Annotated in this window: 21 protein-coding genes; 11 read left to right on the forward strand and 10 right to left on the reverse strand. The window is 63.0% G+C overall.

The window, feature by feature from the left end:
• Positions 1 to 119 precede the first annotated feature (119 nt).
• Positions 120 to 992 (reverse strand): SH3 domain-containing protein, encoded by an 873-nt coding sequence (locus NKI97_RS27805; RefSeq protein WP_352837756.1) that lies wholly within the window; start codon positions 990 to 992, stop codon positions 120 to 122.
• A 280-nt stretch (positions 993 to 1,272) separates the two neighbouring features.
• Between NKI97_RS27805 and NKI97_RS27810 the strand changes: the two genes are divergently transcribed.
• A complete protein-coding gene (locus NKI97_RS27810) occupies positions 1,273 to 3,699 on the forward strand; it encodes a DNA/RNA non-specific endonuclease (RefSeq protein WP_352837758.1) in 2,427 nt (808 codons plus the stop codon).
• A gap of 106 nt (positions 3,700 to 3,805) precedes the next feature.
• Here NKI97_RS27810 and NKI97_RS27815 read toward each other — a convergent pair whose 3' ends face one another.
• Together NKI97_RS27815 and NKI97_RS27820 are read right to left on the reverse strand one after the other, a co-directional pair.
• Positions 3,806 to 4,552: a metallophosphoesterase family protein gene (locus NKI97_RS27815; RefSeq protein ID WP_352744522.1), complete on the reverse strand. Its 747-nt coding sequence runs from the start codon at positions 4,550 to 4,552 to the stop codon at positions 3,806 to 3,808.
• Positions 4,553 to 4,646: 94 nt separating this feature from the next.
• On the reverse strand, positions 4,647 to 5,003 hold the full coding sequence (locus NKI97_RS27820) for an ArsR/SmtB family transcription factor (protein ID WP_023719360.1): 357 nt from the start codon (positions 5,001 to 5,003) through the stop codon (positions 4,647 to 4,649).
• A 193-nt stretch (positions 5,004 to 5,196) separates the two neighbouring features.
• Between NKI97_RS27820 and NKI97_RS27825 the strand changes: the two genes are divergently transcribed.
• Together NKI97_RS27825 and NKI97_RS27830 are read left to right on the forward strand one after the other, a co-directional pair.
• The gene (locus NKI97_RS27825) at positions 5,197 to 6,375 is read left to right on the forward strand and encodes an MFS transporter (protein WP_352450706.1); all 1,179 of its coding nucleotides are present in this window, start codon (positions 5,197 to 5,199) and stop codon (positions 6,373 to 6,375) included.
• Between the two features lie 3 nt (positions 6,376 to 6,378).
• A complete protein-coding gene (locus NKI97_RS27830) occupies positions 6,379 to 6,693 on the forward strand; it encodes a hypothetical protein (protein ID WP_352450707.1) in 315 nt (104 codons plus the stop codon).
• Between the two features lie 18 nt (positions 6,694 to 6,711).
• Here the strand turns inward: NKI97_RS27830 and NKI97_RS27835 are convergent, their stop codons facing one another.
• Positions 6,712 to 7,311: a LysE family translocator gene (locus tag NKI97_RS27835; protein ID WP_352450708.1), complete on the reverse strand. Its 600-nt coding sequence runs from the start codon at positions 7,309 to 7,311 to the stop codon at positions 6,712 to 6,714.
• 92 nt (positions 7,312 to 7,403) lie between these two features.
• On the opposite strand from NKI97_RS27835, the gene NKI97_RS27840 reads away from it, so the two are divergent.
• Positions 7,404 to 8,273, forward strand: coding sequence for a LysR family transcriptional regulator (locus tag NKI97_RS27840; RefSeq protein ID WP_352837761.1), 870 nt, complete (start codon positions 7,404 to 7,406; stop codon positions 8,271 to 8,273).
• Positions 8,274 to 8,326: 53 nt separating this feature from the next.
• On the opposite strand, the gene NKI97_RS27845 is transcribed toward NKI97_RS27840, so the two are convergent.
• The gene (locus tag NKI97_RS27845; protein WP_352744532.1) at positions 8,327 to 8,980 is read right to left on the reverse strand and encodes a dihydrofolate reductase family protein; all 654 of its coding nucleotides are present in this window, start codon (positions 8,978 to 8,980) and stop codon (positions 8,327 to 8,329) included.
• 154 nt (positions 8,981 to 9,134) lie between these two features.
• Complete coding sequence (locus tag NKI97_RS27850; protein WP_352837763.1) at positions 9,135 to 10,502, reverse strand: Nramp family divalent metal transporter; 1,368 nt, start codon at positions 10,500 to 10,502, stop codon at positions 9,135 to 9,137.
• Between the two features lie 236 nt (positions 10,503 to 10,738).
• On the opposite strand from NKI97_RS27850, the gene mntR reads away from it, so the two are divergent.
• The 3 genes from mntR to NKI97_RS27865 all read left to right on the forward strand — a co-directional run bounded on the left by mntR (position 10,739) and on the right by NKI97_RS27865 (position 13,756).
• Positions 10,739 to 11,194 (forward strand): manganese-binding transcriptional regulator MntR, encoded by a 456-nt coding sequence (gene mntR / locus NKI97_RS27855; protein WP_023678308.1) that lies wholly within the window; start codon positions 10,739 to 10,741, stop codon positions 11,192 to 11,194.
• A gap of 225 nt (positions 11,195 to 11,419) precedes the next feature.
• Positions 11,420 to 12,337 (forward strand): KPN_02809 family neutral zinc metallopeptidase, encoded by a 918-nt coding sequence (gene ypfJ / locus NKI97_RS27860; RefSeq protein ID WP_352747569.1) that lies wholly within the window; start codon positions 11,420 to 11,422, stop codon positions 12,335 to 12,337.
• A 150-nt stretch (positions 12,338 to 12,487) separates the two neighbouring features.
• Positions 12,488 to 13,756 (forward strand): TCR/Tet family MFS transporter, encoded by a 1,269-nt coding sequence (locus tag NKI97_RS27865; protein ID WP_352837765.1) that lies wholly within the window; start codon positions 12,488 to 12,490, stop codon positions 13,754 to 13,756.
• A gap of 55 nt (positions 13,757 to 13,811) precedes the next feature.
• Here NKI97_RS27865 and carA read toward each other — a convergent pair whose 3' ends face one another.
• Positions 13,812 to 15,029 (reverse strand): glutamine-hydrolyzing carbamoyl-phosphate synthase small subunit, encoded by a 1,218-nt coding sequence (gene carA, locus NKI97_RS27870; protein ID WP_352450714.1) that lies wholly within the window; start codon positions 15,027 to 15,029, stop codon positions 13,812 to 13,814.
• Positions 15,030 to 15,348: 319 nt separating this feature from the next.
• Between carA and NKI97_RS27875 the strand changes: the two genes are divergently transcribed.
• Positions 15,349 to 15,798: a GatB/YqeY domain-containing protein gene (locus NKI97_RS27875; protein ID WP_023678304.1), complete on the forward strand. Its 450-nt coding sequence runs from the start codon at positions 15,349 to 15,351 to the stop codon at positions 15,796 to 15,798.
• A 57-nt stretch (positions 15,799 to 15,855) separates the two neighbouring features.
• Positions 15,856 to 16,413: a GNAT family N-acetyltransferase gene (locus tag NKI97_RS27880; protein WP_352450715.1), complete on the forward strand. Its 558-nt coding sequence runs from the start codon at positions 15,856 to 15,858 to the stop codon at positions 16,411 to 16,413.
• Between the two features lie 2 nt (positions 16,414 to 16,415).
• Here the strand turns inward: NKI97_RS27880 and NKI97_RS27885 are convergent, their stop codons facing one another.
• From NKI97_RS27885 to NKI97_RS27895, 3 genes are all read right to left on the reverse strand, one after another.
• A complete protein-coding gene (locus NKI97_RS27885) occupies positions 16,416 to 17,597 on the reverse strand; it encodes an MFS transporter (RefSeq protein ID WP_352450716.1) in 1,182 nt (393 codons plus the stop codon).
• Between the two features lie 128 nt (positions 17,598 to 17,725).
• Positions 17,726 to 17,935 carry a DUF2061 domain-containing protein gene (locus tag NKI97_RS27890; RefSeq protein ID WP_023678301.1) on the reverse strand — a complete coding sequence of 70 codons (210 nt, stop codon included), beginning with the start codon at positions 17,933 to 17,935 and terminating at the stop codon, positions 17,726 to 17,728.
• A gap of 132 nt (positions 17,936 to 18,067) precedes the next feature.
• On the reverse strand, positions 18,068 to 19,732 hold the full coding sequence (locus NKI97_RS27895) for a Na/Pi cotransporter family protein (RefSeq protein ID WP_352450717.1): 1,665 nt from the start codon (positions 19,730 to 19,732) through the stop codon (positions 18,068 to 18,070).
• A 378-nt stretch (positions 19,733 to 20,110) separates the two neighbouring features.
• On the opposite strand from NKI97_RS27895, the gene NKI97_RS27900 reads away from it, so the two are divergent.
• Together NKI97_RS27900 and dnaG are read left to right on the forward strand one after the other, a co-directional pair.
• Positions 20,111 to 20,482 (forward strand): RcnB family protein, encoded by a 372-nt coding sequence (locus NKI97_RS27900; RefSeq protein WP_352450718.1) that lies wholly within the window; start codon positions 20,111 to 20,113, stop codon positions 20,480 to 20,482.
• A gap of 156 nt (positions 20,483 to 20,638) precedes the next feature.
• Positions 20,639 to 22,600: a DNA primase gene (gene dnaG, locus NKI97_RS27905; protein WP_352450719.1), complete on the forward strand. Its 1,962-nt coding sequence runs from the start codon at positions 20,639 to 20,641 to the stop codon at positions 22,598 to 22,600.
• Positions 22,601 to 22,771 lie beyond the last annotated feature (171 nt).

The raw sequence follows: 22,771 nt of genomic DNA on the forward strand, positions 1-22,771 counted from the left end.
GAGTAGGGGAGTAGGGGAGTAGGGGAGTAGGGGAGTAGGGGAGTAGGGGAGTAGGGGAGTAGGGGAGTAGGGGAGTAGGGGAGTAGGGGAGAGTTCGAGCGCCCTTTAAACATATTGCCCTACTGCCCTACTGCCTTATTCCCCTTATCACTATCCCCCAGCGCCAAAGCATCCGTAATCTCGAAGCGTTCGGAAACGCCGATGCGGACGATGTTGAGGCTGCCCTCGCGGGTGAAGCGGAATTCGCCGGGCGCGTCCGCACCGGCCGGCTTGCCGGCTTTGAAGCTGATGATGCGCGTGCCGCCATCGGGCCATGTCACGGTCACGTCGATCTTGTCGCCGGTGCGCACGACGTCTGCCTTGCAGCTGGTCATCGGCTGGCCGAGATAGCGCGCGCAGGGGATGGCGTTGCCGGCACCGGGTACCGGTGTCCCCGGCGGCTGAAGCCGCGCAACGGTCTGTGCGTCGGCCGGAGGCGCCGCGTTGGCCGCGCCGAAATTCCGGACGGGGTCCGCAGCCACGGGCGGCGATCCATCAACCTGTCCAGTCGAGGGGTTTCCAGCGGCCAGGGCCAAGCGGTAAGCGTCCTCGATCGCCACCTTGCCGATTGCGTCAGCGGAGTTCAGCACCGTTTCGGGAGCGGTCGCGCCGAGGCGCGTTGTCAGATCGGGCAGTGGTTGAGAGGCAGGGCTCTCCGTATTGGCCGCCGCCTGGGGTGTCACTTGCTGGGGATTGATAGGATCGAGGTAGCGCGCCGGCGCCCATCCGCTCAGTTTGGGGTCGTCAATGTCTTCAACCTTGCACCATTTGTAACCGCTGACGTCGCCGCAGCCGAGATTTTTCACGCTCGAACCGCTCGGCAGCCGCGCCTCGATCTTGCCCATGGCCGACGCCGTGGCGCGCACGTTCAGGAGATCATCCGGAGCAAGACCCGTCACAATCGAGATAATGGGCTCCGGCTCCTGGCCGTTGGCCGGCAACTCCGCCAGCATCAGCGGAGCGGCAACCATCGCAAGCAGCGTCGTCGGGAGTGTTACTGTGCGCCTAATCATCTGCCATGGCGGTAGGTTCAATTGCCGAAGGCGCGGCCAGGCACGAAAGCGCCATCACACGCCAGCCGGTTTTTATAGGCGACGAGACGGCGCTGTGTAAGCCTGAAAAGGTGCCGCGTGTTGAATCGCGACCAAGCCACTTCCGTGAACTATCAGCCGGCAAAATATTGCACATTTCATGTAAATATGCACTCTCTCAAGTAAGGTTGAGGAGGGCAATATGGTCGACCTTGAAATATTTGCGCAGGTGGAAAACATAGTTCGCCAGCGTATCAAGAAAACGCGCGCCGAGATTGAGGCTTCACTTGGCCACATCGCCCACGGCAATCCGCTGGCCGCCGAACAGACCCTCTCCAGGCGGCTCGACAGGTTGCAGGTAAAGGCGTCGCTCAGCCGCACCGAAGCGGAGATGATATCGGCAGCGATCGACATGAGGTCTGCCGGGGAAAGAAAGGCCGCCGCCAAGCAGCCGGGGCCGGAGGCAATTCTCGGCCCAACGCTCGATTTCATCGGGGTCGCATTCCTCGAGCGTGGGCGCCGTGCTGCCGATGCGGTTGGCCGCGTTGCCTTTCTCAACGGCAATCCACAAGGATCGGGTTTTCTGGTCGGGCCAAGGCTGTTCCTCACAAACAACCATGTGATTTCGTCGCCGGCGGATTCCCGGCGCTTCCAGGTCCAGTTCGATTATGAGCAGGACGGTGCGAATGCCGTGCGTACGCCGACGACGTTCCTGTTCGATCCTGAATCCTGTTTCGTGAGCGATAGCATAGAGGGTCTGGACTATACGCTGATCGGAGTTGGCGAGCGGCGTTCCGGCCCAAAGGAACTGGGGGAGTTCGGTTTTATCTCGCTGTCGGATGCGCGCGACAAGCATATGCTCGGCGAAATCGCCAACATCGTTCAGCATCCCGATGGCCGCTTCAAGGAACTGGTGTTGCGTGAAAACCGGCTGGTGGCCCGCGACGAAACGGTGCAAGTGCTGCACTATGTCGCCGACACCGAACAGGGTTCGTCCGGCTCCCCGGTCTTCAACAATGAATGGGAACCTATCGCCCTGCACCATTGGGCCGGCCCGTTCCACGAGGTGACGGGCATAGGTGGCTATGCGCTTGCGCGCGAGATCAACGAAGGCATACGGATCAGCGCCATCGTTGATGATCTGGGTGCTAGAAAGTCCAAGCTGCCGGGCTCCTCGGCATCGGCGGTTTCGCAAGCTCTGGCGATTTGGGCCGGCATGCCGCGCATGATGGACGAGACAGTTCGGCTGAACGCCGATATTCGCGAAGATGTGCCGGACAAGCCGGTGCAGCGGCCGGAACCGGATCGCAATCCGCCGGCGACGAGACACAATGCCGATGGCTCGGTCACCTGGACTTTTCCCGTCGAGATAAATGTCCGGGCGCCGCTGATCGACCGCGACGGAGGCGATGCGAGACGAAACGACGGCAAAGGCCCGGCAAGCGAACCCGGGAAGGTGGCCATCGCCGAGGCCGCGGGTTGGAAAACAGAGGATTTCGACGATCGTGGAGGGTATGAGCCCGGCTTCATACCGGGCTTTGTCCTGGCAATGCCGACGGTTGCCAATTCACCCTACCGGTTGGCCAAAAACCTTCTTGCCAAACCGGGAGAGGACCCACACGAATTGCGCTACCATCATTTTTCGATCTTGATGAACGCCGATCGCAGGCTTGCCTTCGTCACCGCCTGCAATATCGATGGATCCCGCACCAAGGCAGTCAATCGTGAGGACAAGACGGTCATCGACAACCCGTCGCTTGTCGAATTGGGGGTGGAGTCGATTTCCGGTTCGGAAGCCAGCGATGCTTTCCGGCCGGATCGGCGCATCGACCTTGGCGAGCAGATGAACCAGGAATTCTATTCGAGCCAGAATGTGCCTGGATTTCCCGTCGCAAAATCCAAGGAACGAATCGCTCGAATGTTCCAGAAGGGCCATATTACACTTCGCGGCGACCCCGCATGGGGCGTCGATCAGGAGGCGGTCGCGGCAGAACGCGACACGTTCTTTTATACCAACGCTGCGCCGCAAGTCGGCTTCTTCAATCAAGGAAGCTCGCTTAACCATCCCGGCTCCAAAGGGAAGTTGAGATGGCGCGCGGTAGAAACCTATGTGCTGCGCAACGCCTACACGACGCGAGGCCGTGTCACGGTGTTTGCCGGGCCAGTGTTCGGCGAGGACGATCCTCCCTACCGCTTCGACAGCCATGTTCCGCTGAAGTTCTGGAAGATCGCGCTGTGGTCCGATCAAGCTGGCCTGCGCGCCATCGCGCTGCTGGCGGACCAGAAGCCGGTTCTGGAAGTGATGCCCGAAGCGTTCGGCGAGCGTGCCGAGGCATTCGATGACCCGCTTGAAATTGCCAGGGTATCGGAGTTCCTTTCGACGGTGGCCGAGATTGAAGAGCTGACCGGCCTGAACTTTGGCCAGCAGGTGCGCGACGCCGACATTCGGGCCGGTTCCGAATCCGCCCCAGCACAGACTTTCAACCCAACGCAACTAGCGCCCAAGACGTCACGGCCAAAGCCTTCGGCGACCAAGACTTCGACGTCCAAGACTTCGACGTCCAAGACTTCGGCGGCCAGCGCCCGACGTCCTGCCAAGCGATCGAAGCGATCGGCGTCTGACGACTGAAGATTGGACCGGTGGCGACTTCTGCCGCTCGAAGGCGGTCTTCCGTTCAGCTGGGCATGAGCAAGCTCAGCCTGGCATGAGCAAGCTCAGCCTGGGATGAGCAAGCTCAGCCCGGCATGAAGCCGGTGCGCAGCGCGTGAGCCCATTCGGGCCGTCCCGCCTGCTCGGCCTGATACGCCGCCGCCTCATGGTCATAGTCGACGGCGATGGATTCGAAACGATCGGGATGCAAGTCGACGATGCCGTAGCGGGCGTGCGGCGAACCCTGTTCGGAGACATGCGCCGGCGGGGTTGAATCGTCATAGGCGGGGCAGCCGATGCTGCCCGGGTTGAAGATGACCGGACCGCCGGGAATGCGGACCAGCTCGCTGCGATGGCTGTGGCCGCAAAGCATGATGCGGCAGGCGGGATCGATCGCGCCGAGGCGCCGCTGGATTGCGACCAGCGGCGCGCGCACCAGCCGGCCGTCGACGATCGCGTCAGTCAGGTATTTTTCGTCGTGGTCGGGCCGGGCGTGGAAGGCGAGTATGCCGGGCGCCACCTCCAGCGTGACGGGCAGCGCAAATAGCGCCTCGCGTTGGCCTGCGGTCAGCCGTTCCTGCGCGTAGCGGTCGGACGGCCACATGGTCTCGTCGGCGGTGTCGCGGGCAACGCGGCGGTCGTGGTTGCCGCGCACCGTCGGCAGGTCGAGCGTCTCGAGCCGCTCCATGGTCTCGCGCGGCCAGAGCGGGCCGGAAACGCAATCGCCGAGATTGACGATGAGGTCGGCGCCGCCGCGCTGCCGCAGATCATTGAGCACGGCGTCGAGCGCCAGGACATTGCCGTGGATGTCGGCGAGGACGGCAATGCGCATGGCAGGCTCCGTTAATTGGAATGGCTGGAGGGCGGGTGAAGCTACTTTGCTCGCCTCGCGAAGCGGGCGAGAGCGGAACCCAGCTTCGGGCCGTTCAGGCGCGGACTTCGATCTCGTGGCCGCCAACCGCCGGCAACGATGCGTCGTCGCCGGCCGCGGCAATCACGCTGTCGAGCAGGCCCGGGAAGCGGCGGTCGAGATCGTCACGGCGCAGCGTGATCAGCCGGCTGGTTCCAACCGCCTCGGTGCGGGTGACGCCGGCCTCACGCAGCTTGGCCAAATGGTAGCTCAGATTGGTCTTCGAGCAGAGATCGAGGAACCGGCTGCAATTCAGCGGAACGCCCTCTTTGCTGGCGAGATAGCGCACGATGGCCAGTCGCGTCGGGTCGCCGAGCACGGCAAGCACGTTCGGCAGGCTGATCTGGTCGGCGGTGGGATGGGGCAAGGTCATGCCCAGGAATTAAGCACATTCGGAGCCGATTTCAACGCATCTCCTCTCGTGGCTAATGGACACATAGTTTCGTTCCGTCGCCCCGTCCTGACACCGGGCTGTCAGGATGGTTCGGCTATTTTGCAGCGGCTTTATTGACATCATGCCCTGTTATGTCCAATTGTTCAATAAGCTTTGAACTAAGGAAATTGCCATGGATAAGCGCCTCATCTGGCTTGCGCTCGGATCGTTCACGATTTCGACCGAAGGTTTCGTCATCTCCAGCCTTTTGCCCGACATTGCAAAGGATGCCGCCATCTCCGTTCCGCTCGCCGGCACGCTGATCACCGCGTTTGCGCTCGCCTATGCGATCGGCACGCCGATCCTGGCAACGCTGACCGGCGAATGGGACCGGCGCCGCGTCATCCTGTGGACGCTGGTGTTCTTCGTGTTGGGCAACGTCGCCGCGGCGCTAAGCTCCTCCTTCGAATTGCTGTTGATCGCGCGCATCGTCATGGCGCTGTCGTCAGGCTTGTTCGCGGCGACCGCACAGGGAACGGCCGTTGCGCTTGTCGACGACCATCATCGCGCCCGCGCCATTGCCGTGGTCGTCGGCGGCACCACCGTGGCGGTCGCGGTCGGCGCGCCGCTCGGCGCGCTCGTTGCGACGGTTGCCGGCTGGCGCGGCACCTTCTTTGCCATCGCCGGCCTTGGTGCGCTCGCCGGCGCGATCCTGTGGTACCGGCTGCCGCGCGGCATCGTCGGCACCAGGCTGCCGCTCCGGATGCGGCTGGCAGCGGCACTTCGCCCCGGCGTCATGCCTATCCTGGTGACGACGATCCTGGCGCTGATCGGCGCCTTCACCGTCTTTGCCTTTGTCGCGCCGCTCGCCATCGAAGGCGGCGGACTGAGCCCGATCGCGTTACCCGGAATGCTGCTCGCCTTTGGCGTTGGCGCGGTCATCGGCAATATCGGCGGCGGTCAGGCCGCCGACCGTTTCGGCGCGACGCGCACCGTCTGCTGGTCGCTGGCGCTGAGTGCTGCCATGCTGGTCACGTTTTCGCTGATCCCGATGTTCCTGCCGCGCGGGATCGCCGGGCCGGCGCTCATGGCCATGATGGTGCCGTGGGGCATCGTCGGCTGGGCGTTCCCGCCGGCGCAGGCTAGCCGTATCATCAAGCTGGCGCCCGATGCCGCGCCCATCGTGCTATCGCTGAACGCTTCGGCGCTCTATCTCGGCGTGGCACTGGGTGCCGTGGTCGGCGCCGCGGTGCTGCGCTATGGCGCACCGGCCGACCTCGGTGTGGTCGCGGCGGCATTCCCGATCATTGGTCTGGGCGTGGTGCTGGCGGGCCATCTGGCGGCGCGTCCGGTGGCGATGCCGGCCGAATAAGGCTTGTTAGCGGAGCTTGGCTGCCCGCCGCCGATAATTCAAGTCGCGGCGGGCGGTGCGTCAAAATCCAGCGCGGCGATTTCGTCCAGCGCCGAATTCTGGGAAGTTGCCGGAAGCGACCTCGCCGACGTTCCGCAAGAAATCGTCGTGACCGCCGACGATCTGGTCGATGCAGCGCTGGTTGGCCTGGCAAAGGGTGAAGCATTCACGGCACCGGGTCTTGCCGATATTGCCGGGGTGGATGCCTTTCTTGGCGTCCGGCAAGGCTTCTTCGGCAGTCTTCTGGCGGGCAAGCCGGCGGCGCGTTACGCTGCCTGACATGGCTAAAGACTGATCTTACGCTGTCCGCCACATCGGGATGATCGAGGCGGCCAGCAGCAGGCCAAGCATGATGTTGAGCATGCGCCACTGCCGCTCGGTTCGCAGCAACCGGGCGAGCAGCGTGCCCGCCACGCACCACGCCGCCAGCGATAGGGCCGCTGCAAGACCGAAGACCGTGCCGAGCAGCACGGCGAGCTGCAGCGGCCCGTTGGCGAGCGCGGCAAAGGATGCCGCCGCTCCCAGCCCCATGGCCCAGCCCTTTGGGTTCATCCATTGCAGGCCGGCGCCGCCCAAAAAGCTGTTCGGCTTTGCCATGGCCACGTCCAGATTGGGCGGACCGCTGCGGCCGATCTTGAGGGCAAGCCACGTCAGATAGAGGGTACCGGCCATTTTCATTGCCAGTTGCAGCGAAGGAGCGGCGGCCAGCAGACCGGCGAGCCCGGCAGCACCTGCCGCAGCCACCGTGGCCAGGCCGGCCGCACTCCCGGCCATCAGCGGGATAGAGCGGCGAAAGCCGAACTGCGCGCCGGACGCCGTCGATAAGGTCGTTGCCATGCCGGGCGTTGAGGTTGAGACCAGCGCGAACAGGACGAGGGGAAGGACGGTTTCAAACATGCTGCTTCCTTTGAAGCCCGCACGGTAGGCTGTTCGGCTCATCAGTAAATGCAATGTTTGCTATGACACGCATTAGCAAATATAATAGCTGGATGCTCCGCAACCTCGATACTGCCCTGGTTCGAACCTTCGTCACCGTTGCCGACAAGGCCAGCATGACGGCGGCGGCCAACGCGCTGCATTTGACGCAGGGTGCCGTCAGCCAGCAGATCAAGCGTTTGGAAGAGGTTCTCGGCTGCAGCCTGTTCGATCGCGATCGGCGCGGATTGCGATTGACCCGCTCCGGCGAGCGATTGTTCGGCAAGGGCAAGCGCCTGCTTTCCCTCAATGACGAGATCCTGGCGGAGATGGCGGGCGATTCGGTTGCCGGTCAGGTGCGGCTTGGCGTGCCGTACGACCTTGTCGGCACCTTGCTTGCGCCAGTGCTGAAGGCCTATGCCGAGGCCTATCCGCAGGTCGAGATCTCGCTTGTCTGTGCTTCGTCGCCAGAGTTGGCCGCAGCCTTGGCGACCGGCACGATAGAGCTCGCGGTGATCGAGGAGCCGATCGGTCGGTCGGCCGGTGAATGCCTTGTTGTTGATCGGCTGGTCTGGGTCGGCGCCAAAGGCGGCGCCGCCCGCGGCAAGCGGCCCTTGCCGGTTTCGATGGTCGCCGAGACCTGTGCGTTCCGCCCGGTGGTGCTGGAGGCGCTCAACGAGCATGGGCTGGAATGGCGCACCGTATTCGAAAACGGCAGCATCGACGCGACGACGGCGACGGTGCGTTCGGACTTGGCCGTCACCACCTGGTTGGCGTCGACCGTGCCTGTCGACCTCGACATTTTGGCCAACGATCCGGAGCTGCCGTTATTGCCGAATTTTTCGATCAATCTGCATTTGCCGAAGCACGACGTCGCGCCGGCTGCACTGGCATTCGCGGGCCACCTCCGCGATGGGTTGGCACGGCGACGAGAGGCGGCTTAAAAACAGCAAAAAGGACGGCCAGTGTTCAGCCGTCCTTGATCGCCCCGCGGCATCTACTTCCAGTTCTTGCGCCGCTCGATCTCGGCTTCGGACGGCTGCTCCGTGGCAAATGACCCGGTCTTGATCTCGCCGGAGCGTTCATAGCTCGCCATGAGGACGCCGGTGGTCGATGCCTGCGAACGGGTCAGCTTGAAGGCGGCAGGTATCGTGCCGCTGCCGAACAGTTTTTTGCCCTTGCCCAGCACCAGCGGGAAGATCAGCAAGCTGATCTCGTCGATCAGGTCATTGGCGAGCAAGGTCTGGATCAGCTCGCTCGATCCCTGAATGAGCAGGTCGGGGCCGTCCTCCTGCTTCATCCGGCGCAACGTCGCCACGACATCGCTGCCGAGCGGCTGGCTGTTTTGCCAGGACAGCGACTCCGGCCTGTGCGTCGCCACATATTTGGTGACGGCGTTGAAGCTGTCGGCGATCGGATCATTCTTCTGATAAGGCCAGTGGGCGGCGAAGATGTCGTAAGTCTTGCGGCCGAGAAGCAGCGCGAACGGTTTTGAAAACGTCTCGCCCATCGCGGCGCCCATCACATCGTCCCAGTAGTGAAACGTCCAGCCGCCGAATTTGAAGCCGCCGACAGGGTCCTCTTGCGGGCCGCCGGGCGCCTGCATGACGCCGTCGAGGCTGACGAATGTTGCGGCGATGATCTTCCTCATTGGAGCTCCCTTTCCCTGATCCGTGCCGTCATGGCCGGAGTTCGAGCCAAGGACGGGCGAACGGACATTTATCCGACAGCGGCCGGCAAATTTCCAGGGTTGGAAGGGCGGATGACTGCCGACCTGGTTGCGTCGGCTTGGAGAAGAGAAACGCTCAGCCCAGACCGACGACCGTATCGTAGAGCAGCTTGAAGTTGAGCACCAGGATGAGCCCGGCGACCACCCAGGCCAGCACGGCAACAGCGCGGGAAATGGCGAAATTGCCCATCTTGCGCTTGTCCGAGACGAACTGCACCAGCGGTACGACAGCGAAGGGGAGCTGCATCGACAGGATTACCTGGCTGAAGACCAGCAACTGGCCGGTTCCCTTCTCGCCATAGAGCGCGGTGACCACCACCACCGGGATGATGGCGATGCCGCGCGTCAGCAGGCGGCGCGCCCATTGCGGGATGCGCAGCCGCAAGAACCCTTCCATCACGATCTGGCCGGCGAGCGTCGCCGTCACCGTCGAGTTCAGGCCGGAGGCGAGCAGCGCTACGGCAAACAGGATGGAAGCGATGCCGAGGCCAAGCAGCGGCGACAGAAGCTCGAAGGCCTGGCCGATCTCGGCAACGTCATGATGACCGGTGCCGTGGAACGCCACCGCCGACACGATCAGGATGGAAGCATTGACGAACAACGCCAGTATCAGCGCGATGGTCGAGTCGGTCGTCGCCCATTTGATGGCGTCGCGCTTACCGCGATCGGTGCGCTCATAGGCGCGGGTCTGCACGATCGAGGAATGCAGATAGAGATTGTGCGGCATCACCGTGGCGCCGATGATGCCGATGGCGATGTAGAGCATGGCCGGATTGGTGACGATCTCGGACGACGGCACGAACATCGCGTGCAGGATGGAGCCGACCGGCGGGGCGGCGGCAAAGATCTGAATGGCGAAGCAGCCGAAGATGATAATCAAAAGCGCTATGATGAAGGCCTCGAGGAAACGGAAGCCCTTGTTCATCAGCAGCAGCAGCAGGAAGGCATCGAGCGCGGTGATAATGGCACCGCCGATGAGCGGAATCCCGAACAGCAGTTGCAAGGCGATCGCCGTGCCAATGACCTCGGCCAGGTCGCAGGCGATGATGGCCAATTCGCAAGCGACCCAAAGCATGAAATTGACCGGTCGCGGATAATAGGCGCGGCACGCCTGCGCAAGGTCGCGGCCGGTGGCGATGCCGAGCCGGGCGGCGAGTGCCTGCAGCAGGATCGCCATCAGGTTCGACAACATGATGATGAAAAGCAGCGTGTTGCCGAATTGGGCCCCGCCGGCGAGGTCGGTCGCCCAATTGCCCGGATCCATATAGCCGACCGAAACCATGTAGCCCGGCCCCATGAAGGCGAACAGCCGGCGAAGCCAGATCCCCGAGTGCGGCACCGCGATCGTTGCGTTGACTTCGCGAAGGCTGGGCTGCTCGTCGTCCTCCGGGCGGGCAAATCGCCACATGGACCGGGGGGCTGAGGTGGCTTCGGCTTCCGACATGAAATGGCTTTCCACTGGAACGATCGATGTTGTCTCCTTATCTATGCCACGGCTGAACATTATGCAATATGCTATATTTCATTGTCTGAGCTTTTTCTTGTGGCCGCTTGGCCGTGCGGCCGGAACGGCAGTGAACGCCGGTTGCGCCGGCCACCGAATGGAAATAAACGGCCAGAACCAATAGGGTTCCGTGTTATGACCGCAATGTCGATTCAAACTGCCGGGAGGAGCGCGTATTGGCGCTGAAGAAAAGACCGGTTCCTCGCGAAAAGCCGCTGCCTGACGCAGAAATCCACTCGGAAGGCTTTAGGCAGACGCGTGAAGCGCGCCGCAGCGCGCTGGTCGAGGATTATGTCGAGCTCATCGCCGACCTGATCGAGGATGGCAACGAGGCGCGCCAGGTCGATATCGCGGCACGGCTCGGCGTCGCTCAGCCGACGGTGGCGAAAATGCTGACGCGGCTGTGCGCCGACGGGCTGGTCTCCCGGAAGCCTTATCGCGGCGTGTTCCTGACCGATGCCGGCCGCAAGGTTGCGGAAGAGAGCCGCATTCGCCACCAGACGGTCGAGGCCTTCCTGCGCTCGCTCGGGGTCAGCGCCGAGACGGCGCGCATCGACGCCGAGGGCATCGAGCATCACGTCAGCGCCGAGACGCTCGAAGCCTTTCGCAAGGCAATAATCGCCGCCCGCTGAAAAGCACGGCCAGCGTATCTCTTCGCGCGACTCGCTTCCCACGAGCAGGGTGAACGGCACAGACCTTGCGATGTCTCGGCCAGAGAGCAGGCAAGCGTCAGCAAGCATTGCTTGTTCGCACGAAAAATACTGTGACTTGGCCTAACCGTTGAGATAATTGTTGTCGCGTCCGATCGAACCGGGACACGGCCCGATCGGCCGGAAAATTGCATCACGGGGGTTGCCATGCTCTGGAAGGGCCGTCGTCAGAGTGACAATGTCGAGGACGAGCGCGGCCAGAGCGGCGGGCTTGGCGGCGGGCCGGGGCAGTTTCGCATCCCGATCGGCGGTCGCGGCGGCGGCGGCGGCATGTCGGGCATTATCATCGTAGGGTTGATTTTCCTGGCAGGGTGGTATTTCGGCTTCGACCCGAGTCAGATCCTCGATAACAGCGGCTTGCAGCCCGGCGGCGGCCAGATCACCGACAATAGCGGCGAGCAAGGCGGCGGCACCGGTGCGCCGGCATCCGACGAGATGAAGCAGTTCGTGTCGACCGTGCTGGCCGAGACCGAGGATACCTGGACTGGCATTTTCCAGTCCGAGGGCCTGACCTATCAAGATCCAAAACTGGTCCTGTTCAGCGGCCAGATTCGCTCCGCCTGCGGTTCTGCCTCGTCAGCGGCCGGACCATTCTACTGTCCCAACGATCGCAAGGTCTATCTCGACACCACCTTCTTCCAGCAGCTCGATCAGCAGTTCGGTGCCTCGGGCGATTTCGCACAGGCCTATGTGATCGCGCATGAGGTCGGCCATCACGTGCAGAACCTGGTCGGCATCCTGCCCAAATTCAACCAGATGCGGCAGAGCATGGGCGAAGCGGACGCCAACCACATGTCGGTGCAGGTCGAGCTCCAGGCCGACTGCTTTGCCGGCATTTGGGCACATTTCACCGGCCAGAAGGGCATTTTGGAGCAGGGCGACATGGCGGAGGCACTGAACGCCGCCAAGCAGATCGGCGACGACACGCTGCAGAAGAAGATGCAGGGCTACGTCGTGCCGGAAAGCTTCAACCACGGAACGTCGCAGCAGCGGCAGACCTGGCTGGCGCGCGGGTTCCAGAATGGCAAGCTTTCGGACTGCGACACGTTCAACAACCCGATCTGAGCCGACGGTTTTCTCGTAATCCGAGAGACTGGATCGCAGTCAGGGGATGTCAGGATGAAAGCACTCTGCCCGTTCCCTCATTGTTCCCAGCGATGTGCTCGCCTATAAGGTGTGTTCCCGTTCGCTCGGGCGGCCCGAGGAGATACCATCATGATAGACCCCAAAACCGCCAGGCGGGGCCTTGCGCTTGTTTTCACCACCCTGCTGCTCGACATCATCGGCTTCGGCATCATTATGCCGGTGCTGCCGGCCTATCTCAGGGAATTGACCGGCGTCGGCATCAGCGAGGCGGCTATCGAGGGCGGCTGGCTGTTCTTCGTCTATGCGGCGATGCAGTTCGTTTTCGCACCAGTGATGGGCGGGTTGAGCGACCGGTTCGGGCGGCGGCCAATTCTGCTCGCCTCGGTGCTGACGTTCGCTATCGACAATCTGATCTGCGCTATCGCCTGGTCCTATCCGATGCTGTTCATCGGCCGCGTGCTGGCCGGCATTTCCGGCGCCAGTTATTCCACGACATCGGCGTTCATTGCCGATATCTCGACCGACGAAAATCGTGCGAAGAATTTCGGGCTGCTCGGCATTGCTTTCGGCGTCGGCTTCGTCATAGGGCCGGTTCTGGGCGGGTTGCTCGGCACGTTCGGGCCGCGTGTGCCGTTCTATTTCGCTGCCGGGCTTGCTTTCGCAAACTTTCTGATCGCGCTGTTTCTGTTGCCGGAAACACTTGATAACAAGCACCGTCGCCGCTTCGAGTGGAAACGCGCGAACCCGGTCGGCACGCTCGTCCAGATGCGCAACTACGAAGGTATCGGCTGGATCGGACTTGTCTTCTTTCTGATGACGCTGGGGCACATGATGTATCCTGCGGTCTGGTCGTTCGTCTCCAGTTATCGCTATGGCTGGAGCGAACAACAGATCGGCTTCTCGCTCGGCGCTTTCGGCCTGTGCGGGGCGATCGTCATGGCGACAGTCCTGCCGCGCGTGATCCCTAAGCTTGGCGAGTGGAAGACGGCGGTAATCGGTCTGGCATTTACCGCACTCAGCGCCTTCGGCTACGCCTTCGCGTCACAAGGCTGGATGATCTATGCAGTGATCGTCGTTGGATGTCTCGAGGCGTTGGCCGACCCGCCGCTCAGAAGCCTGGCGGCCGCCAAGGTGCCACCTTCCGCCCAGGGTGAACTCCAGGGCGCGATGACCTCGATCTTCTCGATCACCTCGATCATCACACCGCTGCTTTATACGGCGATCTTTTCCTGGTTCACGGGCCCGACCGCGCCCGTGGTTTTCGGCGGTGCACCGTATCTGCTCGGCGCGATTTTCCTCACGCTGGCGCTCGTCGTGTTCGTCACCAGGGTGGCCAAGCCGACGCCGAAGGAAGTCAAACGCATGCACGCGCAGGAAGCGGTGACGGACGGGGCTTGATCGGCGCCGGGAGCCCGGCCGGCGCCGTCAATCAAATCCGTTTTTACGCAATGCGCTAAACACGCTCGGCCAGTGCCGGCTCGCCGCGCTTTTCGCGGATGAGATTGACGAAGCGGCGAAACAGATAGTGCGAATCCTGCGGGCCGGGCGAGGCTTCGGGATGATGCTGGACCGAGAAGACCGGCCTGCCGGTGAGCGCAAGGCCGCAATTCGAACCGTCGAACAGCGAGACATGCGTTTCCTCGACGCCGCTCGGCAATGAGTCGGCGTCGACGGCAAAGCCATGGTTCATCGAGACGATCTCGACCTTGCCGGTGGTGTGGTCCTTGACGGGATGATTGGCGCCGTGGTGGCCCTGATGCATTTTTGCGGTCTTGCCGCCCAGCGCCAGCGCCAGCATCTGGTGGCCGAGGCAGATGCCGAAAAGCGGGATTTCGGTCTTCAACAGATCCTGGATGACCGGAACGGCGTAGTCGCCGGTGGCTTCCGGATCGCCAGGGCCGTTGGATAGAAAAATGCCGTCGGGCCGCATCGCCAGGATCTCCTCGGCGCCGGTTTTTGCCGGCACCACAGTGACCTTGGCGCCGAGGCCGGCCAGCAGGCGCAATATGTTGCGCTTGACGCCGTAGTCGACGGCAACGACGTGCATCGACGGATCAGCCTGTTCGCCAAAGCCCTCGTTCCAGACCCAGGGCGTCTCGCGCCAGACCGAGGACTGGCCGGAGGTCACCTCCTTGGCGAGATCAAGCCCGATAAGCCCTGACCATGCGGCGGCGCGGCGCTTGAGGTCATCGACGTCGAAGATACCGTCGGGCGCGTGCGCGATGACGGCATTGGGCATGCCCTTTTCGCGGATCAGCGCGGTCAGTGCCCGCGTGTCGATGCCTGAAAGTGCGACGATGCCGCGCTTCTTCAGCCACTGGTCGAGACCGGTTCCGGCGCGGTAATTCGACGGGTTGGTGACATCGGCCTTGAACACGGCGCCGACGGCGCCGGCGCGGGCCAGCGGGTTGAGGTCCTCGATGTCTTCGTCATTGGTGCCGATATTGCCGATATGCGGAAAGGTGAAAGTGACGATCTGGCCGGCATAGGATGGGTCGGTGAGTATCTCCTGGTAGCCGGTCAGCGCGGTGTTGAAGCAGACCTCGGCGACGGCGGAGCCGGTGGCGCCCAGACCGCGGCCCTCTATGACAGTGCCGTCGGCCAGCACCAGCAGGGCTGTCGGCCTCTCGCTGGCCCAAGGGGGGGTCGACGCGGCTGTCATCGTTGCCATGGCGGCACTCCTAAAGGTTGCGCCCTCAGTCGGCGCAGCAAAAGGCGCGAAGCGGCGATCTCACAGCCTCGGCGCGCTAAGTTTTCACTTGTGCCTGTCGTTGCCCAAAACCGCTACGCATTTTTGGGCGACGTGCACTAGAATTCAATTCATGCAAGGCCCAGTACATAGGGGAAGGCGCCAAGGCGGTCAATGATGCCGCGCCGTGCGAGCCTAGATTTATTTCGTCGAATAACATCAGCGGTTTGCCGGACGCTATCGAGTTTGCCTTGAGCTATCGGCACGACTATTGTCCGCGGCATTCGAAGGAGAAAGCACTATGCGAGGCAAAATCGCCGAATCCCTGAAGAGTGCGATGAAGGCGCAGGACAAGCGCCGGCTGCCGACATTGCGGCTGATCCAGGCGGCCATTCATGATCGCGACATCGCCAATCGCGGCGCCGGCAAGGAGCCGGCCAGCGACGACGAAATCCTGCAGATCCTGGCCAAGATGGTGAAGCAGCGCGAAGAATCGGCCAAGGCGTTCGATGACGGCAAGCGGCCGGAGCTTGCAGCGCAGGAGCGCGACGAGATGGCCATCATCCGCGACTTCCTGCCGACGCAACTGGGTCAGGCCGAGACGGAAAGCGCCGTCCGTTCCGCCATCGCCGAGACCGGCGCTAGCGGCGTCAAGGATATGGGCAAGGTGATGGCGGCGCTCAAGGAGAAATACGCCGGTCAGATGGATTTTTCCAAGGCGAGCGGCATCGTCAAGAGCCTGCTTCAGTAAGCTGCCGAAGGCCCTTGCCGTCGCGCCCGCAATCCCGGCAGCCAAAAGCTCGCGCCCGTGATCGAACTCGTCAAACCGGCGCTTGAACACCTGCCGTCCTACAAGGCGGCCCTCGAGCGCGGCTGGTCGCCGGACAATGTGCGGCTGCTCGACGCGACGCGCGAGCAGCTTGCGGCTATCGAAAAGGATCCAGCGACTTTCCTTGGTGATCTCGACGATTCCGATGGCAAGGGACCGCCGATCACATTGCCCGACGGTTCGACGGTGCCGCGGCTGCCCGGATTCCGGCGCTGGATCTGGGACGGGGAAGTCGCAGGCTCAATCGGCCTGCGCTGGCAGCACGGCACCGCGGCGCTGCCGTCGCATGTGCTCGGCCACATCGGCTATGCGGTGGTGCCGTGGAAACGGGGACGCGGCTATGCGACCGAGGCGCTGCGGCTGATGCTGGTGGAGGCGAGGGCGGTTGGCCTGCCCTTCGTCGAAATCACCTGCAAGCCTCACAATGTGCCCTCGCAGATGGTCGTTCTGGCCAATGGCGGCCGGCTCGTCGGGCGTTTCTTCGAGGACGCCGCCTATGGCGGCGCGGAAAGCCTGCGCTACCGGATCGATCTGTAGCCCTATTCGGCGGCAGCCGGCAGCGGCGGCGCAGCCCGGCTTCGCCATTCCCAGACATGCGAGGCAAGCGCAACCGCGACCGCGACCAGCATGGCGATCGCGCCAACCACCGGCAGGCTGCGATAGCCATAGCCGGCATTGAGCATCGCCGCGCCGAGCGATGCGGCGAGCGCGATGCCGACATTGAAGCCCGACGGGATGAGCGACGAGGCAAGGTTGGAGGCGTCCGCGGTCCAGGTCAGGATGCGGGTCTGGATCGGCGTGCCGATGGCAAAGTTGAGGCCGCCCCAGACGAAGATCGCTATCACCATCGGCAGCGGGTAAGGGCTGACAGCGTAGATCAAGGCGAGCATTGCCGCCTGCAGGAAAAGCATGGCGATGAGCGACGGCATCAGCTTCCAGTCGGCGAGCCGCCCGCCGACGAAGACGCCGATCGTTGCGCCGACCCCATTGAGCAGGAGCACCCAAGGTATCCATTTCTCGTCGAGGCCTGTGACCTCAAGCAGCGTCGGCGTGATGTAGGTGAACAGGCCGAACTGGCCGATCATCAGCATCAGCATAATAATGAGCGAGGTCCAGACCTGCTGGCGTGCGAGCACGCGGACCTCGCTTCCAAGGCTCGCCGACGGGCTCGACGATCCCGTCTTGCGCGGCAGCAGGGCGCCGATTGCCGTGAAGGCCACCACACCGAGCGCGCACATCACCCAGAATGTCGCACGCCATCCCCAGATGTTGCCGATTGCCGTGCCGGCCGGAACGCCGATTACGTTCGATACGGTGAGGCCGGACAGGATCAGCGCCACCGCCATGCCGCGCTGGTCTTCGCGCACGAGGCCGACGGCCACCACCATGGCAACGCCGAAATAGGCGCCATGCGCCACGGCCACCGCTATCCGCAACAGCAGCATCGAAGCGAAGTCGGGCGCCAGCGCGCAGGCGGCCTGGCCGATGGTGAAGGCTGCAGTCAGTCCAAGCAGCAGGGCCTTGCGGGAGAACCTTTTGGTGGCGAGCGCCAGCAGCGGGCCGCCGACTGCAATGCCGCCGGCATAGCCGGAAACGAGATAGCCGGCGGTCGGGATCGCGACGCCAAGGCCCTCCGCCACCTGCGGCAGCACGCCGGCGATGACGAATTCGGTGGTGCCGAAGGCAAAGGCGGCAATGAACAGGGCAATGAGGGGGAGCATGGCGGAAAGGCGATCCTCGGATAAGGTCGCCTCAAACCACGGATGAGGGCAGTGGGCAATCCAGAAATTGTCGACGCCGCTTTAGCTTTTCTTGATCGCCGGTCAGGCGCCCGCCGCGGAGGCAAGAGCTAGGCGGCTGCCTTCCTTCCATAAGGAATTTTCAGCCACGCTCGCTCGTGAAGATAGTAGAGCAGCGACTTGGTGACGACCTCGGTCAGGCCGATGGCCGCGGCGAGCTTGATGCTTCCGGTCACGACGAGCGAAATGATCATCGTGTCGATGGTGCCGGTGACGCGCCAGGAAAGCGCTTTGGCGAAGCTGCGGGAATGGGTGTCCATCGACTTTCCTTCCGGTAGATGCGGCGATCTTTAGCCGACAGACAGGAGGTGGCGCAAAGATAATTTTTTGCGCATTGGCCAACAGCAATTTTCTAGGCGATGTTCTGAAGCTACCCGGCCTGTGGTTGCAATCTATCCGGCCTTCAGCCGCGAACCGGTGAGCAGGCCGCGCTCTTCAAGTACGGGATAGGCCATCGAGGCGAGCAGCGAGTTGATCTGCTTGAGGTCGCGAATGGTGTCGAGATGGATCGAACTGGTCTCGACGCTCTTGGGGGTGCCGTCGCGCAGCCGCACGAAATGGCTCTGGCTGGTTTCCTTCTCGCGGTCGCGCAGCCGGTCCTTTTCCAGCACCAACTGGCGAGCGGTCTCCGGATCGCGGGACACCAGCACGTTGAAGGCAAGCCTGGCATTGGCAAGCACCAAGGCATGGAAGGCGCAAAGCTCGCGCCAGCCTTCCGGCGTGAACTCCAGCCCACGCTCGAATTTCTTCTTCACGTGGACCAGCATATTGCGCACGATGATGTCGCCGACCTGCTCCAGCTTGACGCAGGCGCCGATCAGCTCCTGGCAACGCAGCGCCTCGTCCTCGCTCAACGGGTTCTTGGTGACCCTGGCCAGATAGAGCTTGATCGCAGCGTGCTTCCTGTCGACACGGTCGTCGAGTGCGGCCAGCGCGCCGATCTTGTCGTCATCGGCGCTCTCATAGAGCTCGATGATCCGTTTCAGCATGATCTCGACCGTTTCGCAGACCCGCACCACCTCGCGGGTGGCGTTGGCCATTGCCTGGCTCGGCACATCAAGCGCACTTTCGTTGAGCGCCGAAAGCTCGACGACGTCGAGCGCGTTGGCGGCCTGGGGCTTGGTGCCCAACGCCACGATCCTTTCCGAGGCGCGATAGACCAGGCTCGCCAGCGGTAGGCCGGCGATCAGGATCAGGATGTTGAAGACAATGTGGGCATTGACGATCTGCTCGGGCACCGTGCTGCCCAAGAAGGCGACCGGCGGTTTGAACGTCAGGAACAGGATCAGCATGATCAGCGAACCCATGCCGCGCATCAGGAGATTGCCGATCGGCACGATACGAACGCCGGGCTCTGCGTTGCGGGTTAGAAGCGGCGCGATGATCGAAGAGCCGAGATTGACACCGAGCACCAGCACGATGCCGAGTTCGGGCGGGATGAAGCCGCGGCCGGCCAGCGTCACCATCAGCAGCACCGCGGCGATCGAGGAATGGAACAGCCAGGTGACCAACGCCGCCAGAAGATAGGCGGTGACCGGATCGCCGGAGAAGTAATCGACGATGAGCGGCATCAGCGTGCTCTGGCGCAGTGGCTCCGACGCCTGGCCGATCATCTCCAGCGACAGAAGCAGCAGGCCGATGCCGACCAGGATGCGGCCGAACTGGCGCCAGTCGCGCCGCTCGGTGGCCATGAACATGACGGTGCCGGCGACCAAGCAGATCGGCACCAGCAGCGACAGATCGAAGGTGAGCAGCTTGACCACCAGTGCCGAGCCGATCTCGGCGCCGCGCACCGCAAGCTGGCCCGACATGCCGCTGACAATACCGGAGCCGGCGAATGAGCCGACCAGCAAGGTGACGGCGGTCGAGCTTTGCAGCGCGACAGCCAGGCCGCAGCCGGCCAGAACCGCCATGAACGGATTGCGCATTGTGGCGCGCAGTTTGTGGCGCAGCACATCGCCATAGGCGCGCTCGACGCCGGTCTTCACCAAACGGGTGGCAAACAGCATCAATGCGACCGCACCGGCAAGGTGCAGCAAAACGACAGAGCCACTCATGCCCGACCCCGCAACCCAACAGATGCCAGCGACGCGGGCGCCGTGACGTCAAGGGTGCAAAAGTGGGCGCGAATCGTGGACATTGCAGACGTTGATATTACTCCGATTTATTTTAGCCGAATAATAAATTTTGCCCGGTTCCGACGCCTGTTGGCACGCGACGGAGCGTGTCGGAAATGGATGGCTGACAAAATGGTTGCATAGACTGCGGAGTTGCGGCGGGTCATGCGTCCATTCCCGGACGCCCGCTTTAAAGGTAACGCTGAATTAGTCGTTCTAAACGTAGGAAATCATTACGAAAACGTAATCTCGGTGTTCAGTTTCGGTTCATCCTCCCGGCTCTATTCCGTAGGCATCGACAACCAAGGAGTACCCGCCATGAAACGTATCGTTCTTTCCGCCATTGCCTTCTCGATGCTGGCTGCAACCACCTGGCAGGGCCAGACTGCACCTCTGAACACACCAAACGCGTCGCAGTCGAACTACAGCCAGGTCGACTGGCAAAGGCCCGGCAGGCATGTCGACGTGAACAAGCGCGTCGTAGTGAAGAAAAAGATCGTCGTGAAGCGCAGCCATTGGCGCAACGGCCAGAGATATTCCAGCTGGAAGCGTCACCAGCCGATCCGCGACTATCGCCACTATGGCCTGCGCCGTCCGGGTCCCGGGCAGGAATGGATCCGGGTCGGCAACGACTATCTGCTGGTCAGCGTTCTCTCCGGCCTGATCTTCGGCGCCATCGCCGCGCAGTGAGCCCGGAACGGCTGACCGCGCTGCGTCGGTTTAGATCGAGAAGGCGGCCCGCGGGCCGCCTTCTCTTTTTGGCCTGTGAAAACCGGGTATGATCGCCATTAGGAGTCGTCGGGCTTCGACCGTGTGATTATATGGAGGCTAAACGAGCTGTCCCCCATGCGCTTTCCGCCTGCTTTCCTCGACGAGATCCGCGACCGCGTGCCGATTTCTTCGGTGATCGGCCAGCGCGTCGCGTGGGACAGGAAGAAGACTAACGCGCCGCGCGGCGACTATTGGGCGTGCTGTCCCTTCCATGGCGAGAAGAGCCCGTCCTTCCACTGCGAGGACAAGAAGGGCCGCTACCATTGCTTCGGCTGCTCGGTTTCGGGCGACCATTTCAAGTTCCTGACCGAACTTGACGGGATGAGCTTTCCTGAAGCGGTCGAGAAGATCGCCGACATGGCCGGCGTGCCGATGCCGGTTCGCGATGCCCAGGAGGAGCGGCGCGAAAAGGAACGCGCCAGCCTGACTGACGTCATGGAGATGGCGACGGCGTTCTTCCAGGAACGGCTGCAGGGACCGGAAGGGGCAAAGGCCCGCGCCTATCTGCGCGACCGAGGGCTGACACCGGCGACGCAGCAGTCTTTCCGCCTCGGCTATGCCCCCGACAGCCGCAATGCGCTGAAGGAGCATCTTGCCGCCAGGGGTGTCCCCAAGGCCGACATCGAGGCGTGCGGGCTGGTGCGCCATGGCGACGACGTCCCGGTTTCCTACGATTGGTTCCGCGACCGCGTCATGTTCCCGATCCCGGATTCCAGGGGCAAGATCATCGCCTTCGGAGGGCGGGCACTGGCGCCGGATGCGCTGGCCAAATATATGAACTCGCCCGATACGGAGCTCTTCCACAAGGGCAACGTGCTCTACAATTTCGCCCGTGCGCGGCAAGCACTGGGAAAGGGGACGCTGGCCAAGGCCGGCACCGTCATTGCCGTCGAAGGCTACATGGATGTGATCGCGCTGGCGCAGGCCGGCTTCGAAAACGTGGTGGCGCCGCTCGGCACCGCGTTGACTGAAAACCAGCTCGAACTTCTATGGCGCATGGCTGGCGAGCCGGTGCTGTGCTTCGACGGCGACCAGGCCGGGTTGAAGGCAGCGTGGCGCGCCGCCGACATGGCGCTGCCGGCGGTCCAGGCAGGCCGCTCCGTGCGCTTCGCCCTGCTGCCGGAGGGCAAGGATCCCGACGATCTGGTCAAGGGTGACGGGCCGGATGCGTTCCGCGCCGTGCTTTCCGAGGCACGGCCGCTGGCCGACCTCTTGTGGATGCGCGAGACCGCCGGCGGCATCTTCGACACGCCGGAACGGCGGGCGGAGCTCGAAAAGACGCTACGCGAACTGACCAGCCGCATCCGCGACGAGAGCCTTCGCTATCACTACCAACAGGAAATGCGCGAGCGCGTGCAGAGCTTCTTCGGTGCCCAGCGCGGACGCCAGGGACGTCAGGACGGACGGCCAGGTGAGCGCTTCCCGGGCAGGGTCTCAGCACCCGGCGGACAGTTTGCACGTGGCGGCAATGCCGGTGGGCGCACCGCGATCACCGAAAGCCTCGGCCGCTCGGCGCTGGTCAAACGCGGCGGCGAGGGCATGTCGGTGCGCGAGGCGACGATCATTGCGGCCCTCGTCAACCATCCCGTGCTGATCGACGAGAATTTCGCCCATGTCGAGTTCCTCGATCTCGCCAATTCCGATCTGAAGCGGCTGCATGCGGCCATCCTCGACGCCATGGCGCACGATATGGCCAACAACCGCGAGGCTGTAATCGCGACGATCGAGCGGGCCGGCTGCGGTGAGATCTGGCAGCGCGCGGTGGCGCTGATCAAACGTGCGCGGCAATGGCCGGCGCTGGAAACGGCAGCACTCGACGATGCTCGCGATGCGTTCAGCCAAGCTCTCCACTTGCAGCGCAGCGCGCGCACCTTACATAAGGAGCTGAAGCAGGCGGAAGCAGCGCTCGCCAGCGATCCCACGGACGAAAATTACCGGCACCTGGTCGAAATCCAGGCGCAATTTCGCGATGTGCAGGCAACGGAAGCGCTGATCGAAGGGTTTGGCGTATCGTCGGGCAGAGCTGGGCGCGTTTAGATCGAAGCCTCCAGAAGACTGAAATGTAAGGACGTGCTTGCGCGTTGAATCAAGCGTGCGGTGCTCTAAGTCGGGTAATTGATTCGCTTTTTTCATGCGAATCATGCGAGAGGCGCTTGACCTTCCGGCAGAATGGCGGAATCAGGTCGATTCGAAACGTTAACCCGCCCC

The sequence above is a fragment of the Mesorhizobium sp. M0296 genome (assembly GCF_040321675.1).
Lineage (GTDB): Bacteria > Pseudomonadota > Alphaproteobacteria > Rhizobiales > Rhizobiaceae > Mesorhizobium.

Bases quoted from the DNA above. Each gene is read 5' to 3' on its own strand.
- NKI97_RS27900 (WP_352450718.1), top strand. From the start codon at position 20,111: ATGAAACGTATCGTTCTTTCCGCCATTGCCTTCTCGATGCTGGCTGCA.
- NKI97_RS27825 (WP_352450706.1), top strand. From the start codon at position 5,197: ATGGATAAGCGCCTCATCTGGCTTGCGCTCGGATCGTTCACGATTTCG.
- NKI97_RS27865 (WP_352837765.1), top strand. From the start codon at position 12,488: ATGATAGACCCCAAAACCGCCAGGCGGGGCCTTGCGCTTGTTTTCACC.
- NKI97_RS27805 (WP_352837756.1), bottom strand. From the start codon at position 992: ATGCTGGCGGAGTTGCCGGCCAACGGCCAGGAGCCGGAGCCCATTATC.
- NKI97_RS27835 (WP_352450708.1), bottom strand. From the start codon at position 7,311: ATGTTTGAAACCGTCCTTCCCCTCGTCCTGTTCGCGCTGGTCTCAACC.
- NKI97_RS27875 (WP_023678304.1), top strand. From the start codon at position 15,349: ATGCGAGGCAAAATCGCCGAATCCCTGAAGAGTGCGATGAAGGCGCAG.
- NKI97_RS27840 (WP_352837761.1), top strand. From the start codon at position 7,404: ATGCTCCGCAACCTCGATACTGCCCTGGTTCGAACCTTCGTCACCGTT.
- NKI97_RS27885 (WP_352450716.1), bottom strand. From the start codon at position 17,597: ATGCTCCCCCTCATTGCCCTGTTCATTGCCGCCTTTGCCTTCGGCACC.
- NKI97_RS27815 (WP_352744522.1), bottom strand. From the start codon at position 4,552: ATGCGCATTGCCGTCCTCGCCGACATCCACGGCAATGTCCTGGCGCTC.
- dnaG (WP_352450719.1), top strand. From the start codon at position 20,639: ATGCGCTTTCCGCCTGCTTTCCTCGACGAGATCCGCGACCGCGTGCCG.
- NKI97_RS27895 (WP_352450717.1), bottom strand. From the start codon at position 19,732: ATGAGTGGCTCTGTCGTTTTGCTGCACCTTGCCGGTGCGGTCGCATTG.
- NKI97_RS27810 (WP_352837758.1), top strand. From the start codon at position 1,273: ATGGTCGACCTTGAAATATTTGCGCAGGTGGAAAACATAGTTCGCCAG.
- NKI97_RS27890 (WP_023678301.1), bottom strand. From the start codon at position 17,935: ATGGACACCCATTCCCGCAGCTTCGCCAAAGCGCTTTCCTGGCGCGTC.
- NKI97_RS27850 (WP_352837763.1), bottom strand. From the start codon at position 10,502: ATGTCGGAAGCCGAAGCCACCTCAGCCCCCCGGTCCATGTGGCGATTT.
- NKI97_RS27820 (WP_023719360.1), bottom strand. From the start codon at position 5,003: ATGACCTTGCCCCATCCCACCGCCGACCAGATCAGCCTGCCGAACGTG.
- NKI97_RS27845 (WP_352744532.1), bottom strand. From the start codon at position 8,980: ATGAGGAAGATCATCGCCGCAACATTCGTCAGCCTCGACGGCGTCATG.
- ypfJ (WP_352747569.1), top strand. From the start codon at position 11,420: ATGCTCTGGAAGGGCCGTCGTCAGAGTGACAATGTCGAGGACGAGCGC.
- carA (WP_352450714.1), bottom strand. From the start codon at position 15,029: ATGGCAACGATGACAGCCGCGTCGACCCCCCCTTGGGCCAGCGAGAGG.